Origin of the sequence: Rhodococcus sp. H-CA8f (assembly GCF_002501585.1) — a bacterium.
Taxonomy (GTDB): domain Bacteria; phylum Actinomycetota; class Actinomycetes; order Mycobacteriales; family Mycobacteriaceae; genus Rhodococcus_F; species Rhodococcus_F erythropolis.
Genome location: NZ_CP023720.1, coordinates 4,916,632 through 4,934,540 on the forward strand (window position 1 = coordinate 4,916,632; position 17,909 = coordinate 4,934,540).

At 60.9% G+C, this 17,909-nt stretch carries 17 protein-coding genes and 1 tRNA gene; 10 read left to right on the forward strand and 8 right to left on the reverse strand.

Annotated elements, in window-relative coordinates; translation table 11 throughout:
* Positions 1 to 21 precede the first annotated feature (21 nt).
* Entirely contained in the window at positions 22 to 1,602 is a 1,581-nt protein-coding gene (locus CPI83_RS22900) for an FAD-dependent oxidoreductase (protein ID WP_092764911.1), read from the reverse strand.
* A 238-nt stretch (positions 1,603 to 1,840) separates the two neighbouring features.
* Here CPI83_RS22900 and CPI83_RS22905 point away from each other — a divergent pair, with 238 nt between their 5' ends.
* A complete protein-coding gene (locus tag CPI83_RS22905) occupies positions 1,841 to 3,352 on the forward strand; it encodes an APC family permease (RefSeq protein WP_097387750.1) in 1,512 nt (503 codons plus the stop codon).
* A complete protein-coding gene (locus CPI83_RS22910) occupies positions 3,352 to 4,104 on the forward strand; it encodes an IclR family transcriptional regulator C-terminal domain-containing protein (protein WP_021333867.1) in 753 nt (250 codons plus the stop codon). Before CPI83_RS22905 ends, CPI83_RS22910 begins: the two co-directional genes overlap by 1 nt.
* A 3-nt stretch (positions 4,105 to 4,107) precedes the next feature.
* Here the strand turns inward: CPI83_RS22910 and CPI83_RS22915 are convergent, their stop codons facing one another.
* The 4 genes from CPI83_RS22915 to dcd form a co-directional block, all read right to left on the reverse strand.
* Positions 4,108 to 5,631, reverse strand: coding sequence for a hypothetical protein (locus tag CPI83_RS22915; protein WP_097388230.1), 1,524 nt, complete (start codon positions 5,629 to 5,631; stop codon positions 4,108 to 4,110).
* Between the two features lie 29 nt (positions 5,632 to 5,660).
* Positions 5,661 to 5,867, reverse strand: a complete 207-nt coding sequence (locus CPI83_RS22920; RefSeq protein ID WP_097387751.1) for a hypothetical protein — start codon at positions 5,865 to 5,867, stop codon at positions 5,661 to 5,663.
* A gap of 91 nt (positions 5,868 to 5,958) precedes the next feature.
* Positions 5,959 to 6,243 (reverse strand): hypothetical protein, encoded by a 285-nt coding sequence (locus CPI83_RS22925; protein WP_019747487.1) that lies wholly within the window; start codon positions 6,241 to 6,243, stop codon positions 5,959 to 5,961.
* A 25-nt stretch (positions 6,244 to 6,268) separates the two neighbouring features.
* A complete protein-coding gene (gene dcd / locus CPI83_RS22930; RefSeq protein WP_019747488.1) occupies positions 6,269 to 6,838 on the reverse strand; it encodes a dCTP deaminase in 570 nt (189 codons plus the stop codon).
* A 306-nt stretch (positions 6,839 to 7,144) separates the two neighbouring features.
* Here dcd and CPI83_RS22940 point away from each other — a divergent pair.
* The 4 genes from CPI83_RS22940 (at position 7,145) to CPI83_RS22960 (ending at position 11,515) form a co-directional block, all read left to right on the forward strand.
* Positions 7,145 to 7,218 (forward strand) — tRNA-Gly (locus CPI83_RS22940).
* A gap of 2,265 nt (positions 7,219 to 9,483) precedes the next feature.
* Entirely contained in the window at positions 9,484 to 9,846 is a 363-nt protein-coding gene (locus CPI83_RS22950; RefSeq protein ID WP_019747490.1) for a GntR family transcriptional regulator, read from the forward strand.
* Positions 9,843 to 10,778: an ABC transporter ATP-binding protein gene (locus CPI83_RS22955; protein ID WP_020968709.1), complete on the forward strand. Its 936-nt coding sequence runs from the start codon at positions 9,843 to 9,845 to the stop codon at positions 10,776 to 10,778. Before CPI83_RS22950 ends, CPI83_RS22955 begins: the two co-directional genes overlap by 4 nt.
* On the forward strand, positions 10,775 to 11,515 hold the full coding sequence (locus CPI83_RS22960; protein ID WP_020968708.1) for a hypothetical protein: 741 nt from the start codon (positions 10,775 to 10,777) through the stop codon (positions 11,513 to 11,515). Before CPI83_RS22955 ends, CPI83_RS22960 begins: the two co-directional genes overlap by 4 nt.
* Positions 11,516 to 11,657: 142 nt before the next feature.
* Here CPI83_RS22960 and CPI83_RS22965 read toward each other — a convergent pair whose 3' ends face one another.
* Complete coding sequence (locus tag CPI83_RS22965; RefSeq protein ID WP_029254674.1) at positions 11,658 to 12,149, reverse strand: FBP domain-containing protein; 492 nt, start codon at positions 12,147 to 12,149, stop codon at positions 11,658 to 11,660.
* Between the two features lie 228 nt (positions 12,150 to 12,377).
* Positions 12,378 to 12,995, reverse strand: a complete 618-nt coding sequence (locus CPI83_RS22970) for a hypothetical protein (protein ID WP_031331749.1) — start codon at positions 12,993 to 12,995, stop codon at positions 12,378 to 12,380.
* Between the two features lie 182 nt (positions 12,996 to 13,177).
* On the opposite strand from CPI83_RS22970, the gene CPI83_RS22975 reads away from it, so the two are divergent.
* The 4 genes from CPI83_RS22975 (at position 13,178) to CPI83_RS31035 (ending at position 17,110) form a co-directional block, all read left to right on the forward strand.
* Positions 13,178 to 14,842: a hypothetical protein gene (locus CPI83_RS22975; protein WP_232816786.1), complete on the forward strand. Its 1,665-nt coding sequence runs from the start codon at positions 13,178 to 13,180 to the stop codon at positions 14,840 to 14,842.
* A gap of 46 nt (positions 14,843 to 14,888) precedes the next feature.
* The gene (locus CPI83_RS22980; RefSeq protein ID WP_069146113.1) at positions 14,889 to 16,166 is read left to right on the forward strand and encodes a wax ester/triacylglycerol synthase domain-containing protein; all 1,278 of its coding nucleotides are present in this window, start codon (positions 14,889 to 14,891) and stop codon (positions 16,164 to 16,166) included.
* A gap of 280 nt (positions 16,167 to 16,446) precedes the next feature.
* Positions 16,447 to 16,908 carry an Hsp20/alpha crystallin family protein gene (locus CPI83_RS22985; protein ID WP_069146275.1) on the forward strand — a complete coding sequence of 154 codons (462 nt, stop codon included), beginning with the start codon at positions 16,447 to 16,449 and terminating at the stop codon, positions 16,906 to 16,908.
* Positions 16,909 to 16,966: 58 nt separating this feature from the next.
* The gene (locus CPI83_RS31035) at positions 16,967 to 17,110 is read left to right on the forward strand and encodes a hypothetical protein (RefSeq protein WP_175413820.1); all 144 of its coding nucleotides are present in this window, start codon (positions 16,967 to 16,969) and stop codon (positions 17,108 to 17,110) included.
* 375 nt (positions 17,111 to 17,485) lie between these two features.
* Here the strand turns inward: CPI83_RS31035 and CPI83_RS22990 are convergent, their stop codons facing one another.
* The gene (locus CPI83_RS22990) at positions 17,486 to 17,902 is read right to left on the reverse strand and encodes a hypothetical protein (RefSeq protein WP_021343163.1); all 417 of its coding nucleotides are present in this window, start codon (positions 17,900 to 17,902) and stop codon (positions 17,486 to 17,488) included.
* Between the last annotated feature and the right edge of the window lie 7 nt (positions 17,903 to 17,909).

Consider the following 17,909-nt stretch of genomic DNA (forward strand, 5'->3'; position numbering starts at 1 on the left):
AGTGATGGAAAACGAAGCACGTCAGGCAGTTTGCGCAACACGCTGATGCAGATGGGTGACGACGTCCTGCGCGGACGTGAAGGCCCCGTGCTGCCAGGCGATGGCGTTGGAGAGGTGATCGCCGGCGAAGTAGATCCGGTCGACGGGTTCGAGCAGCTTGGTGTACTCGGGAGTTGCCATGCCGCCGTGGGAATCTCCCGCGCCGGCCCATGATGCCCAGGCGGATTCCGAATACTTGGTGCGACGCCAGCTTCCGGAGAAGGACGACGAGATGTCGCGAGTGTATTTGTCGCCGTGGATTTCTGCGCCTTCGGCGATGGCCTTTGCCAGCCGCTGACGGTGGGTGAGCGATTCGAAAGCCTGTTGACGCTTACCCGAGCTGTAGTACGCGACCACGACGCCGCGGTCGGAGTTGTAGTGGTCGTAGGGGAACATGATCTGGGAGATGTCGCGGTCGGTGTTCGACGCGCCTCCGTAGATGCGGTCCTCCGTCTCCCACCACCGACGCGAGTATTCGATACCGAGCTTGCCCGACGACGACGGCTTGGCTGCATCCAACGCGAGCAGGATGTCGGAGGGCAGGTTGTTGTTCAGCCGCTTGATCAGGTGCGGTGGGATCGTGCAGATTGCGTAGTCGGCGGTGATCGACTTGGTTTTGCCATCGACGACGTAGTCGACGGTGACGCCTTCCGGCACGTTCTTCATGCCGCTGACCTCGGCGCCGAACTCGATGTTGTCCATCCCGATCGCGTCCTGGAACTTGTAGTAGATCCGGTCCATGCCGCCGACGGGGGTCATCATCGTCATGGCCTGGTCGTAACCGAACTCGAAGGAGAATGCACGTCCGATGCCGCCCTGGATGACATCGCTCATCCCGAATGGTTCGATCTCGGTTCCGAAGTTGAGGCCGGCGCCCGGCTCGGCGGAGTGTCCTCGACGCGAGGATCCGACGTAGCGGCCGTCGCTGGAGAGATCACCGAAGTCGGTGAGGAAGGACGAGAGTGCTTCTTTGTCTTCCTTGCTCAAGACCTGGTCGAGAGCGCCCTGATTGGTGGCCTTCTGCAGCAGCTCGGACATGTATCCGTAGGTGTCGGCTTTGGCTGCTCGGTAGGTGATCGACTGATTCGCCAGCGGCTTGTTGCCGGTGTAGTTGACGAAGGTGTTCGCATTCTGGTTTCCGAACATCTGCAGTTCGACGCCCAGTTCGCGGCAGTAGTCGATGGTGTTGTGATTTTGCGGAATACGCGTCGCACCGAGGTTGTAGAAGTGCCCCTCGGAGAACGTACAGGTCTGTGTCTCACCGTTCAGGTCGGTTTCTTCGGTGCCGTTGCGGATCGACCACACCCGACCACCCGGCCGGTTGCGCGCTTCGAGGACAGTGACCTTGTATCCGGCCTTCTGCAGTTCGTAGGCGGAGCACAGACCGGACGGTCCACCGCCGAGGATCACGACGGAGTGATTTCCCTTGACCTTTCCGATCAGGTCACCCGCGACAGGTGCCTGAAATCGCCTCGGCGTCGACGCCACCGCCGGCGCCAGGCCGATGGACGACATAGCACCGAGTGCCAGGCCAGCGCCGCCGGTGATTCCCAGACTGCGCATGAAAGATCTACGTGTGTATGGCATTCGAGCTCCCCAGTGTGCTCCCGGTGACCCGGGTGGTTGGTGTTGAACACAGACTTCAGGAGCGTTGGGTCCGGAACTTGACGCGCAGGAAACAGTCAGTGGGGACCGAGTGAGAAACCTGCGAGCATCGGCATCGGGCTCTCTCACCCGAGTGCGATCAGCGGAAGCATGTCCGCAATATCCGCGTTACAGAACCGGACTAGCGTGACGCGACATGTCCGCTCTCACCGAAGCTATCGCGCGGTCCTTCACCACGCGCGAGAAGCAGCCCCCGGCGCGATCACCGCTGCGCGCGTTGGGCCGTCGGCAACTCTCGGGCGCTGAAGTGCTGGCCCAGTCGGTGGCAACCACCGCCCCTGCTGTGTCGATGGTCGTTCTGCCCGTCACCATGCTGACACACGGCCGATTGTTGAGCGGGATGATCACCATCATCGCGGCCACCGTGCTGGTGACGCTCATCGCTTTCTGCGTTTCGCAGTTCACGCGCCGAATGGCAGCATCGGGCGGGCTGCACAGCTTCGTCTTTCGTGGCCTGGGCACCCGGGCAGCATTGACCACCGGCATCGCCATGCTGGTCAAGTACGTCGGCAGCGCGGTGATGACGCTCTATCACGGAGGACAGGTCGCAATCGCATTACTCGGCTTCGCGGGTGTGCACGTGGACAAGACTTTTCACGTCATCGCGCTCTATCTGGGGATAGCCCTGCTGATTCTCGGTGCCCTCGTTCGAAGTGTCAGATTTGCTGCTCTCGCGATCCTCGTCGTCGAAAGCTGTTCACTTCTGTTCATCGTCGGGCTCATGATTGTGGGCGGTTCCGGAAGTCAACAAGCACAGATCGTTCCGCCCACCTCCGGCCACGGGCTGTTACTCACCGCCCTGGCTGCCGTGTTCGCTCTCGCCGGATTCGAGAGCGCGGCCTTCTTCGGCCCCGAAGCTCGTCGTCCGCTGGTAACCGCCACCCGCACAGTCCTTCTCACCCCGATCATCTGTGGATCGCTCTTCATCTTTGCGGGCTGGGCCGCTTGGTCGGGACGTAGCGACACCCTCGTCAACGCCTATCTCCACGGAACAGCGACGGGTGTGAGTCCAGGTGTCGTCATCGCGCTCAACGTCGGTCTGGGGTGCTCGTGGCTGGCGTCGTCGATGGCGTCGTCCAATGCTGCGTCGCGACTGGTCTACTCGTTCGGCGTCGAACGCCTACTCCCCCGCCGGTTCGCCTCGGTTCACAGCGCATTTCGCACGCCCTACTTCGCGCTGACCGTCGTCGTCTGCACAGTTCTGGTGGGCGGCGGAGCCTTTGCCATCCTTGGACGCGGAGAGATTTTCGACGACGTTCGACTGACGGTTCGCGGTGCCGTCATCGTTGCCTATGCACTGGTGGCGATCGCATCGGTTGTCTTCCTGACGCGTATCGGAGAGCACACTCCCGGCGTTCTCGCAGCCGCGTCATGTGGAAGTGGTGCCGGTGCGATAGTTCTCGGTTACCTCGTTTACGCCAACACGATCGACCATGCGTACGTTGCACCGATCGCTGTGCTCGTGATCCTGACCTCGGGCACGCTCTGGCAGTTCTACCTGCGACGCCGAAGCCCCAAGAGCCTGCTGCACGTCGGCGCGTTCGACAGTCCCGAAACCGAGGACGTACTACCAGGAGCTGGGGTGTTCGCCACCGACGCAGCCGGAAACATCGTGCTGGTGGGCGAGCCGACTGCCGGCGCCCGCTGATGGTGGGCCGACCACGCGACCTCGGTGGGCACGAACCCCGAGCGGTTCAGCGCGCCCTTGCCCTCCTCGAGTCGGCGGCCAGGCTCGGATCGGGAGCCACCGCCAAGGACATTGCCGCCCTTGCCGACATCCCACCTGCCACTGCGTATCGGTTGCTCAACATCCTTGTCGCCGACGGTTACCTGGTTCGGATCGCCGACCTCTCCGGCTTCGCGCTGGGCCGACGCACCCGTGAATTGGCCGGGGCTGCCGCCGAACCCACCCCCGTCGACAATTCGGTGCTCCTCGAAGAACTCCGCGAACAGCTACGGTTCGGCGTCTACCTCGCGTCGTTTGCAGAGAACAGAATTCGACTGGTCGATCGCGATCCAGACCACGAGCTCAGCGGCGAACGGACGCTGGTCACAGCCGTTCACGCGTCGGCTATCGGGAAGCTGCTCCTCGCCAGCCGACCCGAATTGGCCGAGGCCCCATTGCGAAAGGTCACCGCACACACCATCACCGACGGCGACCAGTTGGAACTCGAACTCTCTCGGATCCGGCGCGGCGAGCCCGCCCGTGAGGTCGACGAGATTCGTGTCGGACGCTCCGCCGTCGCCGTCCCGATCCACGACGCGGAAAGGTGTGTCGTCGGTGCCTTGGCTGCGATAGGTCCGACCGGCAGACTTTCCGTCGACGACGTAGACCTGGTCGTGCTGTTGCGGGAGTACGCGGAACGCATCGTTGCACCGACGATGTCGAAGGCAAGCTGAAAATCAGAGGCCGAACACACGTTTGGCAAAGCCGAGATGCTCGTCAGCCCAGCCGATGACGCCGAGCGTGGAATCGAGATTCTGCGGCGGAGTGCGCACCAAGGTGTCGCGTCGGACGAGTCGGTCGAAATCGACCTGAGCGCGGTCGAACTGGACCCCGGCCGTGACCGTGATGTTCGCCAGTTCTTGCGCCATCACCCCGTACGCGACTGTCGTGGGATGAACGCCGTCGAGCGAGAAGAGGCCGCCCGACGCGCGGCCGCCGCGACCGTCGGCGGAGAGGAACAGCGAGTCCGGCACGGGTTGCAAGTCGGTCAGTGCTTTGGCGAGGGGGTACGGCGTCCACCATGACGGCCGCGCATTGACGTCGGTGACGTAGCGCCGTGAGGCCACGCGCTCGAGCAACCCGGCAATATCGCAGAGGTACCAGTCCTTCCCCACCCGACGGGCATTCGCGACGGCTTGCTCGATTCCGTCGTTGTACATGTCGATTGCGGTATCGACGGCCCACGCCTGCGCGCCGGTGATGTGTTGATCGCGCTGTGGGTCGAAGTCTGTGTCGCGCACCCACGGTCGCGCGTAGTACGGGAAATAGCGGGATCCGATTTCGATCTTGCCGCCGAGCCCGTGGGCGATCGGTGCGATGGTCACGTGTGGGACGGTGCAGAGGATGACGTGCTGGGCGTTGATCTTGCGGATCGCGGCCAGCACCTCGGCGTACTCCGACGCGAAGTGCTCGGGCTGCCACACCGTGTATTCGCGCTTGCCGTCCGGGTCACGGAAGTTGTTGCCGCTCCACTCGACTCGGAGTTCGGTGACGGTGCGGAGCGCATTGTTGGCCCCGAGAAAGACGATCAGAGTTTCGATGCCTTCCTTGCCCAGTTCCGCTGCCGCGTCGAACGCCGTCATGCGCTTCTCTGCCTCGGAGCCTCGCGGCAGAACTCTCAGTGCGGCGCGTTCGCCGTTGTTCTCGACGATCTGGCTGATCAGGTCGTCGTGCGGTTCGTGCAGGGCTGCCTCACACCCATGCGCGGTCTTGGTCAGAGCGTCACGAAGATCCCACCCGTAAACCGAAAGGTTGTGATTGATCGCCGAGAACGTCGGCGCCACGCTGCCCGGCCCACGCTCCCAGTAGTCCTCCACCTGATCCATGAACCCGCGTGCAGCAAAGAGTGCGAGCGGAACCTCCCAGAGGTCGAGCCGTGGGCCGAAGCGCTCTTCGAGGGTGCGGAGCAGCAGTTCGATGTTGAGTGGGAGCCCGCCCGGACCGCCGTATCGGGGAAAGCGGAACCGATCGAGCCAGCCCAACTGGTGAGCAATGATCGACGGATACGACAGATCGGTATTGAAGACCGCCCCGCTCTGAAATCCCTGCGACAGCGAGTCGCCGATGACCACCAACCGGTGTGGAGCATCTCCCGCAGGCGGAACTACCGGAATCCCGACTGTGGGATCGAACTGCGGAATCCTGGGTCCTCCGGCGGCTGCGGCCACAACGTCGTCGGGAGTATCGGATGGAAGTTCCACGCCCACTCACCTCCGGAAAGTCCAGCTGGTCAGCTGATCAGTGGTGGCTTACGCCGATCGGCATTGTCCTGATCCGATTGCTTCTCTATCGACCTGACAACCTCGTCGGCCCACTGTTGATTTCGGCCGTCGAATTCTGCGCGGTCCCGGCGCGCGATACCGCGTCCGACCATGATGGCAATCGGAATGGAACACACGACCCATACGAGTAGTACGCCTCCGACAATCCACCACATACTCAGTAATTGTGCCCGATTCGCCGACCGTTGTGCTCCAGGTCGAAACTTCTGTCCGAATCGTGGCGTTCAATTGAGGTGAGCTCGCAGGTCAGTAACGATCGGCGTCGACGGTTTCGCGGACCTTACGGACCTGATTCCAACCACGAGCGGCGATGCCGAAGGCAACAAGCGACATCAGATCCGAGACCGTCAGACCGTGTTCTCGATTCAACGACCACAAGACCTGACCTTCCAGCGGGCCGTTGAAGAAGAGCCACGCCACTCCTGCGCAGACGGTCGCAACAACACTGGCCTTCGACGGCTTCATCAAGCACACGGTGCTGGTCACGAACAACAAGTTCATGAACACCAGACCGTAGAAAATTCCGATCATGCCACTCCCCCCGAAGTTGGTTCGTTCAGCTGCGGTTGAAGTTCAGGTACGCCTTCGACGGAGTCGGGCCGCGCTGGCCCTGGTACTTGGATCCGGCCTCGGAGCTTCCGTAGGGGAACTCTGCAGCGCTCGACAGCTTGAGCAGGCAGAGCTGCCCGATCTTCATTCCCGGCCACAGCGTGATCGGCAGGTTTGCGACGTTGGACAGCTCCAGTGTGATGTGGCCGCTGAAACCCGGGTCGATGAAGCCGGCAGTGGAGTGCGTCAAAAGGCCCAGGCGCCCGAGGCTCGACTTACCTTCGAGGCGGCCGGCCAGGTCGTTCGGCAGTGAGCACACTTCGAGAGTCGAACCGAGAACGAACTCGCCGGGATGAAGCACAAACGGCTCGCCCTCTGCCGGTTCAACCAGGCTGGTCAGCTCGTCCTGGCGCAGTGCCGGGTCGATGTGCGTGTACCGCGTGTTGTTGAACACCCGAAACAGACCATCCAGGCGCACGTCGACGCTCGACGGTTGCACCATGGAATCGTCGAAAGGGTCGATACCCAGACGTCCAACGGAGATTTCGGCACGGATGTCACGATCGGAGAGCAGCACAGGTAGAGGTTACCGGTTCTGCGGGCAGTGCCGACCCATCGATGGGTGCGATCACACCGTGGTTACCGAACACGATGCGCGGGTTCTGGACTCCCACGGCAGAGCCCAGCCCCACCTGTCTCAAGTTCTCCATGCCGAAAGGCTTTCCCGCGCAGAACTTGTGGGCAAATCATTTACCGATGGCGCCGACTTCCACACGCCTGTGTTGATCAATGACGGCCGGGGGCACCGCTGCTTGAAAGCTCGTCTGATAATGTTCGGAAAGCACGTTGATCGGCGGTGAAAACACGTCCGGTCGGCTGCGACGCCGATGTAGTTCAATGGTAGAACATCAGCTTCCCAAGCTGAATACGCGGGTTCGATTCCCGTCATCGGCTCCACAGATTCTCCGCAGTTCAGAGTCCTTTTTGGGGCAGACGAACTTCGCTTGTTTGGGTCCCAAATCCTGTGACAGGTACACGGCAGGTACACAACCTCCTCCATTCAGTGATCAGTTAACGAGTATCCAACGCAAATGGGGGTGCTAGAGGACCGGATCTCGGAATTCTGCAGTTCATCGATGCCGTCCGACTGGTCGTGCCCCGGCCTAAATCGGTGTCCATTGAGCGCACTGTCAGGAGAGTGCTGTCGACCTCGAAGCCGATGGTCGCCGGTACCTCGGTTCGTTTGCCGTCCATCAGTGATTCGAGCGCGACTACCAACCGATGGGGTTGGAAACTGTCTCTGCTCGGGCACCGCGCGCTTATCAGTTTTTAAAACCGATCTGCCGTAGCGCACCCGGACACCGGGGACCACAACTCACGCAAGAATGCAGGTCTTCTCACAATCACAACTGTGAAAATACCCAAGTCCGTCAAAAATCACCTTCGAAAAGCATCAAGTACGTATTCTTCCTCAGTACCGGACAGCCCTAACCGTAAGCCCCAATGCACGACCATCGGTCTGCACATTAAAAACCCTCACCAACCTACATCTTGTGCCTGCTCGGATCATCCGTGGATCGACTCATACACTCCGGATCCGGAAGAGCCGGATAAATCTCGAAGAAATACCCCAGTTTGGAGGACTGTCACATTAGCGCCACGCTACCTTCCCGAAGATCTTAAAAAACCGGCAGGTTGGCCCCAATTCGATAGAAGGCCGTAGGTGTCCAGAGTCGAAACCTTATTACTCGCAAGCATTGCAGCGTCTTCCCTGGTTATGACGTTCGGAGCTACGGCTTCTCACGCAACTCCCAAACCGGGCAACTTAGGCGGAGGCAATTTTGGTGGACCTTGGTTGGTGGACTAAAACTCCTCGAACGGCCTCGGATATCAGGACAGTCACCTCATTCGGTCCAGGCTCGCCCGCTTACATTGCAGGTCCCAATTTCGATAGCATGGCCTCTGCCCTGTATGCAGTAGCGAATGCTGCCGGGCTCTAGGCGGAGAGAGGAGGTGAATTTGAAATGAATAGCGTTCTCTTTGCTATCGTCAACGTGATCGTGGCGATGGCGAACGGTTCCACGATCCCCTTCTCATTAGAAGGCGCAGGGCCACTAACCGCCCCCGACTTGTAGGAAGATCGGCCGACCGCATGTGAATGACAGTTTCAGCTCTGCCTGAAACCTGCATATCAGCAGATGCGTGGATCGTGCGGTGGTCACAAACACAATCTCCCCTACCTGTCCGGGAAGGGGAGATTGTGTTTGACAGGTCCCATGCCACGGTGAGGCAGCTACCGATCTCGGACGCGAGCGGGAGCTGTCTCCGATGTTGACCACGATGGACCTGTACCTAGTTGGCACAGAACCTAGTTGGCACAGACCACTTTAAGTCGTCGACCAGGTAGCCGGTGGAAGCGCTTCGGTCTTCGGCCTGATCACGGGCGGCCGCACTATTTGGTGAGAATCGGTCGGTCGCCTCTTGAAATGTAATTGGCGAATCGCTCAATTCCTGCTTGTGAGAAGCTCCCTCGGCCTGCGCGTTTCAGTGCGGCTTCGACGAATGGGAGCGGTTTCCTGCGGTATGTGCGGTAGATGCTGTCGAGTACTGGTTGCAGTGCCCGGCGTGCGAGGTCTGCTGTTTCCGGGTCTGAACCCCCGAACTTCACTGTCACATTCGGCATTGATACCCCTGTTGGTCGAGTGTCCGATTCCCTGGCCGGAAGCGTACGTATCGGGATCGCGAATCAGTACAGAAACACCAAAACGAGGCGCTAAGTCCCTACTTGCGGTGGATGCGATTCCGTCTTTGGGTTGACGAAAAACAGCCCGACCGCGGCGTGCGGTCCGGCTTCTGTTCTACGACTCCGGGTTACGCCCCGAAGCCGAGGCCGCGGGTTTCGTCTGTTCACGTTGGGTGGCGAATTGCCGATGCTGACGGGTGTTTCGGTCAACCCCGTCCCGTGGTCGACCACCTAGATCGGCGGTTCCACGGTTCCGCAGAAGCTCAATGCCTGTGCGCAGCGCCCCCGGGATCTGGAAGTCGTAGCTGGTCTGCATCCAAGCTGTTCCATCAGCCTCTGCGATGAATATCCCGATGGGTAGCGCTCGGAGACCCAAGGCATCGGTGCCAGATTCCGCGATCTCATTGCCAACATGCCCCACGACGTTCTATGGTTCATTACATGAGTAATGAACCAGTGAACACCGGGCGTCGATCATCGTGATCGACGACGGACGACCACTGTTCCAGCAGATCGCCGAGCAGATCGAAGGCTCGATCATCGACGGCTCACTGCCGGAAGACGGGCAGGTGCCCTCAACCAACGAACTGGCGGCGTTCCACCGAATCAATCCGGCGACGGCAGCCAAGGGCCTCAATCAACTCGTAGGCGAGGGGCTCCTCTACAAGAAACGGGGAATCGGAATGTTCGTCACCGTCGGCGCCCGCGACGCACTCAGGTTCAGACGACGAGAAGCGTTCGCGCGCCAATACATCGAGCCGTTGGTCATGGAGGCCGACCGCCTTCAGATTTCCCTCGACGAACTCAAATCCATGCTGGACGACAGGAAGGCGGACCGATGAACTCAAGCACGACAACGACCAAGTCGCACGTCAGGCGTTTCGACGAAACTGAACTCGTCGCCTCGATGCGAGCAGTGAACAGAAGCTACGGGGACGTCGATGCGCTCTCGGACGTCTCGTTCGAGATCGGCCAGAACAAGATCTACGGCCTGCTCGGCCGTAACGGCGCAGGCAAGACCACGATCATGCAGATACTGACCGGACAGGACCTGCACACCAGCGGCGACGTCGAGGTATTCGGCGCTGCCCCTTTCGAAAATGCCGACGTCCTGGCGAACGTGTGCTTCGTCAAGGAAAGCCAGACGTACCCCGAAGACCTCAAGGTCAAGCATGTACTCGTCGCCGCCGGTCATTTGCTCCCGAATTGGGACCACGCGTTCGCCGAGACACTGCTTGACGATTTCCAACTTCCCCTGTGCCGCAAGGTGAAGAAGCTCTCGCGCGGCATGCGGTCAGCGTTGGGAGTGATTATCGGACTTGCCTCCCGTGCACCGCTCACGCTATTCGACGAGCCGTATCTCGGCCTCGATGCCGTTGCACGCCAACTATTCTACGATCGACTGCTTGCCGACTACGCCGAACATCCTCGCACTGTAGTGCTTTCGACTCACCTTATCGACGAGGTAGCCAATCTGCTCGAGCACGTGATCGTCGTAGACAGCGGCCGGATTGTCGTCGACGAGGACGCAGACGCACTGCGAGGTCGCGCCGTAGTGGTATCCGGCCCCCTTGATGCGGTGGATGCTGTTGCCGCGTCCGGCAGGGTCCTGCGCCGGGAGACACTAGGCTCCCACAGCCGAATCATGTTGCAGGCCGATGTGACCGAGACCGAGCGAATCCGACTGCGGGAGGCGGGAGTCCAAGTGGAACCGGCATCTTTGCAGGAACTTGTCATCGCGACTTCGACGCAGCGCAAGGAGATCACCGCATGAGCATCGCAACGACAGCGCCCCGGACGGTCCCGAAGGCGCCCACCCGGTCCAGGATCGGTTCCGTCCTCCAACTGCACACGGTCGCGTGGCCGTTGCTGATCGCCTGGCCGGTGGGCATCCTTTTGATCTCTTTCCTCATCAGCTTCACCATCTACGCGATCGTCGGAAACGAGCAGGGTGAGGGATTCACCGGCAGTGTGTTCTCCGTTTACGGTTTCGTGCTGGCGTTCTACCTCCAGTCGATGACCCAGACGTTCCCGTTCGCGCTCGGGCTGAGCGTGACTCGCCGCGAGTTCTTCACTGCCACCACGATAATGGCGTTGGCACAGTCCGCAATCTTCGCAATCGCGCTACAACTGCTGTCAGTGGTGGAGTCCGCCACCAACGGCTGGGGTGTGCACATGCGCATGTTCGGCATCGCACGCTATTTCACCGACAGCGCAGCCGTTCAGTTGCTCGCGCTGTTCGCGACGCTGCTGCTGACCAGTTCGATCGCAATGCTGACAGGTGCGATCTACCAGCGATGGAGGACCACCGGTCTGCTCGCCTCTCTCACCGGTCTCTTCGGTGTGCTCGGCCTGTCAGCGATCGTAATCACCTGGGCCAGCTGGTGGCCGGCGATCGGTTCGTGGTTTGCCGATACTTCCCGAGTGGTGCCGATGGCACTACTTCCATTGGCCCTGGCCATCGCCTGCATAGCCGGAGCCTGGGTCACTTTACGTCGAGCAACGCCCTGACCGAGTAATCATGTGCGACGCCAGATGTCGCACCGTGTCCGAGTGCCCCTCGGATCGACACCGTCCAGGCAGTTCGGCCCCTTCCTCAGCCCAGGGAGGGGCCGAACTTCACAACAGGGATATCGCGTCCCCGGGGTCCCCTCTACTGCCGAGCCACTCGCTCGACAAAACTCGAAGCACGCAGCACCAGTTCATCTTTCCGGTCCTGGCGCGCAGCGCCGGCATCGTAGCCGGCATACGGGAGCGGGGGGTCGTTACGAACATTGGCCGAGCACTGGAAGTCTCGGCAGATCAGTGTTCCGACTGTGCTGCCACGTCGACCAGCGGGCCCGGCCAACTTGGCGCCGTAGAAGACGACCTCGTTGGGAAGGCGCGTGTCACGGCACCAGGAACACTGGGCACGCGACCGCGGAGTGGCTTGCGCTTGAACGAGCAAGACTCCGATGATCTCCCCGTCGAGTGTCGGGACGATCGCGTAGGCGCGTCGGCCCATTTTGGGATCTCGCCAGCCCAGATAGTCGAGAGCGTCGAAGTCGATGGTGTCGAAGCCATCCGGCAACGTGAGATCAGTCTTCTCCTTACGGCTCGCGTTGACGAGGCTGGAACGGGTAGATGTATCGGTCAAAATGATCATGGGTGTATGCCAATCGTGGATCGGTGAAGGTGGGTACAGCTCATGGCCCGACCAGCACCTAGTGCTGTCGGGTCCGAAATGCGCTATCTGCTGCCGGCGAAGACGACGCCGACAACCCCCTCACGCCCATGGGGCATCACGATGTCCACACCCCGATGGTAGCCACAGGTCCTCGACACGGGCCACTCGATTTATCGACGCACTTCATGCGTGAAATGGCGCGGTGAATCAGTCACGCCAGACCGCCGTGAACTCGTACCAAGGTCCGCCGAGGTGCTTTGCGGAGAAATCGTCGAACCCCGTTGGTGCGCCGCTGGGCGAGTACACCCATCCACTCGTGGTGGTGAACATGCTGTCGTTGTCGATGAAGTAGACCTCATCGGGACGTACGACATGGGCACTGCTGATCTCGAACTGGCCGATCTCGAGCTCTTCCACAGTCGATCCAGGCTGCTCCAGGAGAGCAATCGCGACGGTCTCGAACTCTCCGCTCTTGTCGAGGAAAGTTGCCGGCGGCATCAACAACACCGCAGCGACCGCGGCGATAACGGCAACCGGAGAGGGCAGGATCCACCACGACCACCGTCGGTCCTGGCCGAGAACGTAGAGCGTACGAACCGCCCACACCAGACCAACAACGATCAAGGTGAGCAGAGCCGCAGCGCTGACGAGGAGAGGATCGAACCACCTGAAGTCACCGAATGGCGAAGGCCACCACCCGTAATGCCGGCAGACCAACGCAATAAGCGGAACAACGGTGAATGCCAAAAGAATCGGCCCCGGTGGCTTGGACGACTCCGGAGGGTCAGCTACCAACCATTCACCCAGCGACTTCGGCCTTCTCATCACCCCACCGTATCTGCAGGTCATGGCAAACTCAGCTACACGGCGAATACCTTTGCAGTACAAGCACTCTCGTTCCACCCACAACAACCAACGCCGCGATCGGCACTCTCGCCGCAACCGACACAGATGGACAAACCTCACAATCCGCAGATTCAACGTGCCGATCATGCGACAATCGGACGGTGAACGAGACCGCGAGTGGAGTTTCGCACCCGTACCGATCGCGACTGTCGACCGTCGGCATCCTCTTCGCCGCCGGCCTGCTGTGGTCCACTCCCCTCTCCGCAGCCACGCCCACCGAAACCGGGCCGGCCAGTTGCGTACCATTCGGAACCGCCCAACTGCCACCCGGCGCACCCTCGGGAGGCGGACGAGTCGGGTTGGAAAACCTTCCGTTGTTCAACGGCACGGCCACCCCCTCTTCCATCGAAATTCGCACGCCAACAACCCAATTCAATCGATTCTGGGACTTTATACTGGTCGACCACGACTTACTCACTCGTCCGCGGGCGCCCGGCGAACCAACGACCGAGCCATGGCGTTTCGTACCGATGCCCGAATGCCTACGTGGACGACTGGTCGGGATATCACTGGACGACGACGAACTCGTCGCAGTCGACGACAACGGCTGGATTTACACGATGGACAACGCCTCCCAGGACCCGCTCGTGTGGAACTGGACTTCCGCGTGGGGTGCGCCCCTGTGGAGCGGCACAGGCCGACAACTTCCGGGAGACCGGCCGAACGGGTGGGCACTGAGCGTCTCGTCGCCTTGGGATAATCAAACTTTCACCGACATCGCAGGACGGATTCACTTCGTCGGACTCGCCAAGATGACGATGATCCCCACGCTGACCGCGGACGGCAGCCGAATAACCTACGCAGACCCGTGGCTGCCCAACGACGACAGCTACGAGATCGGCGGCCCGCTCGGCGGGCGATTCCAGGCGGACTCGCTGTCGGCGGCCGGATCAACCACTTTCGTGATGAACAAGTACGGCGACATGTACACCCGCACATTTGATTTCGATTCTTCGGGATCGGACTCGATCTTCTTCCGCTACAGCTGGGAAGATCAGTCGGACAAGCCGTCGGCACCCAACCTCGTGGCCGAAACGCTGGACCGCAGCACCGCCGCGATCCAACTTCCGGCACCGGACTGGGTGCACCAGCCCAAGATTCCCGGTGAAGTCACATCCGCGATCAGTGTGCACTCACTCGGCCCCGGCCCGAACCGGCGGGAGTTGCGTGTCGAGGGCCGCCGCGGCGCCGAATCCGGTTTCTGGCACAAGGATCTCGTCGGGGATGCTTGGGAGTTCACGCCGACTGGCGCGTCCCTCCTCGGCACACTGATCGAAAACGCGCCGACAGACCGGTCGACGGATACCCTGTCCCCCGCTGCCCCCTGGCACTTGTCCACGACCTTGCCCGCCCGCGACGGCGCCATCGACGGTCAGACTCTGATCGACATCGGGTTTCCGTACTCTGTGGTGGATCCGCGCATGCTGGACGCGATCGGCCAGTACGCACAACCGTCCGGATACCGACTGGACGTGGACCATTTCGACCCGGTCGCCACCACCCGGACCGCGACCGTGACTGCACCGGATGGCACGGTTCTTCCGGTCGTCCTGCACACCGCCGACGGACTACGGATGACTCCCCGCGCATCCGGCCTCGATGCCGATCCGCGCCACCTCGTCGGGGCAATCGAGATCCCGTCGGACGCGTACGCGGATCGGGCATCGAACCCCGCTCTGAACGCGTTCGTGCAGGACTGGATGCGCGGAAACCCCATTGCCGCGATCACGCTCAGCGCCACCGACCACGACTTGGTGATCCGCTAGCCGAAACCAGCGCCGTCCACCGTGTCGCCTCGATTAGGCTCAGCAGATGGTCGACACCACACCCGACGTGCCGATATCACCCGTCGACGCTGCGAGCTTCCAGCTCGGTGTGGATGTCCAGCCGTACCTGGTCACTATTGCCGGTCTGCTCTCTCCGGGCGGCTTTGTCGACAGCGACGGTCGACCGGATCTAGCGCATCTTCACCGAACACTCGCCGCGCAGATCGCGCAGGAACCGTTGTTGCGGCAACGACCGATTGTGCGGCATGGGTCATGGTGGTGGACGGAAAGCAACATAGAGGTCGACCTCCATGTCTCACTGGAGGAACGCGGTCCCACCGAACCCGACTTCGAAGCGGTTTGTGGTCGACTTGTGATGCAACCCCTTGACACCACCCGACCGTTGTGGCATATCGCATTGATTCCTGTAGCTCGAACTGGTCAGTGCGGCATCGTCATTCGAGTGCATCATGCGGTTCTCGACGGCGCCGGTGCCAGCGACCTTTTCGAGCGCTTGTTCGCCTCGCCTGATTCGAAAAAACCCGACCCAGGGGCGCCACCAACGGCGAAAACCGGCCACTCCCCCGAGCCACACATCCCCCAGAAGGCCAGTTCCCTGGACCTCCTCCGATTTCGAATCGGGACGTTCCTACATCGGCCGATCCGATCACGGGTACTCCTCGGCACAATCGGCACCACTAGATCCATCGCTTCCGTCAGCACCCGGACCGCTCCGGTCGTGCGCGGTGCGCAAAGTGTGGGAGGCACATTGAACGATGCCTACCTCGTTGCAGCGAGCACCGGACTGCGATTCATCCTCGAAGATCGTGGCGAGTCCATTCCGAAAACGATCGCCGTATCGGTCCCCGTCGCAGTCACAGCAATCGGAGACGCACGCAACGCCGTCGGATTCATGATCATCGACCTCCCACTTCAAGAAACAGACCTGGAACGTGCCGTCGCAATCGTCGCGAAGCAAACTGCGGCCGCAAAACCGTCCGCACGTGCGGCAGGAACAACATTTCGGTCGCCGCGTGTAGCCGGCATCTTCGACAAATTCGCGAAGCGACAGCACATGATCGGTGCAGTGGTGTCCAATGTTCACGGACCACGCGGTCCGCTCACGCTCGACGGGGCAGCGCTCGTCCAACTCTGGCCGCTCGGCCCGTTGGCGGGCAATGTTCGAATCGGCTTCACAGCAGCGTCCTACAACGACAAATTCTGGATCGGAATCCAGACCGATGCCGAGCATCTCCCTCCGGCAAGCAAGATCGCACAAGCCGTAGAACGAGCTCTCGACGAAATAGCTAGCACCACAAGCTGACTGGTACTTCATCACACTCGTTCGAGGCGGATCGAACCGAGGCATCTGCGGATTCTTGAACCCAGGTGTCCTGATCCAGCAGGACTCGAGTGATCGCGTGATCACCGAACAGCCACGCCCCCCAGATGCTCCCGAAAATCTAGCCGAAGTTCAGTCGAAGAATCTGGCACTCAAGGTTGCAGAGTGCCAGATCGGTTGGTTATCATGTTCTCGCACAGTGAGTTCGGTCGCCGTCGAGGTGACGGTGGCCTTTCTTAGACGATACGGGAGGTGTGTTGCTGTGCTTCGTTTCGATCCCTTCACCGACATCGACGCGATCACCAAGTCCTTGCTTGCTACCGGAACCGGCAGCAACCGAAGTCCACGTTTCATGCCGATGGACCTCTACAAGATCGATGATCACTACGTCCTTCACGCCGATCTTCCCGGCGTCGACCCAGGATCGGTGGACGTACAGGTAGATGGCTCGACCCTGACCTTGACCGCGCACCGCAGTGCTCTCTCCGAAGATGGAGTGACGTGGCTGGCCAGTGAGCGTTTCACGGGAACGTATAGAAGGCAGCTGTCCATCAGTGAGGACATCGACTCCGAGCGGATCGTCGCCTCGTACGACAACGGCGTGTTGACCGTGAGCTTGCCGATCGCAGAGAAGGCGAAACCGCGGCGGATCGAAATCTCGTCGGGGCCGCCGTCCAGCACTGCCAACTCCGAGGCAGAAACTCATGGACAGATCGAAGCCTGACCTGAACGGCTTGGCACGAAATCGACTGTACAAGAACCTTTCATCCAGGAGGTCCACTATGCCCGCGCCAATCATGGCCCCCACCGCAGCTCTGGCTGAACCGGTCGTCTGGAACGAAGATCCGCAGCGACAAAGGTGGTGGACGCGCATACTCGCGGCCGGCTCGCCGGAGAATTCATCCAACGACGAATTTCAACCCTGACAAGACCCGACCGCGATCGCCGAGTGCGTTCACCCGCAACTGAATTGAGGTCTTCCGTCCGTCTATTCGGGCGGACGGAAGGCCGCATTCAGTCGTCAAGCCCGGGCGAAGCCTGAGGATCGTTCCACGACGCAAGCCGAAGATTCACCAACCTCAGCTAGATGAAGAATCGCCCGAAATGGGCGGAGCGGGACGAAACACTCACACAACAAGGACGAAGCGCGCCGACACCGGCCACCCGTGACACGTACGGTTACAACGCATACACACATCGTATAGCCGGAATGTCCGGATTCATTGGGCCCACCGCAGTGCTTGATGCCAGAGAGTGACAACAGCCTGACGAATTTGGGAGCGCAGCATTTGTCATTGCCATCACAGCTTTGATTCGCGCTCGCCACTGTCATCGAGGATCAAGAACTCGATCTTCGCCCGCTCCCCGTCCGCATCGAAGACGTTGTCGCGGTCTGAGACACGCGCAATCAGCTCCGTCAGTGCCGCATGGATCGTCGTGTACAGAAATGTGCGGGGCTCGGACACCCCCATCACGTCGTCAGTGTTCATCTGAACCTGCGCCGTAGCGGTACGCCTGCCCAGAAACACACGTGGAAGCCGGATCCCGGTCGGATCGGTCACCACGGTGATGTCGCCACCAACGACAACAAACAGATCGAAGTCGTACTGCATCGCGATGCCCCTCAGCCGGTGTCTGAGCCGTGTCAATTCCTCGATGAAGTCGAGCGGCACCGACGGTCCACCGAATACTGTTCTGAACGTGACCCCGCGAGTCATCGATCTG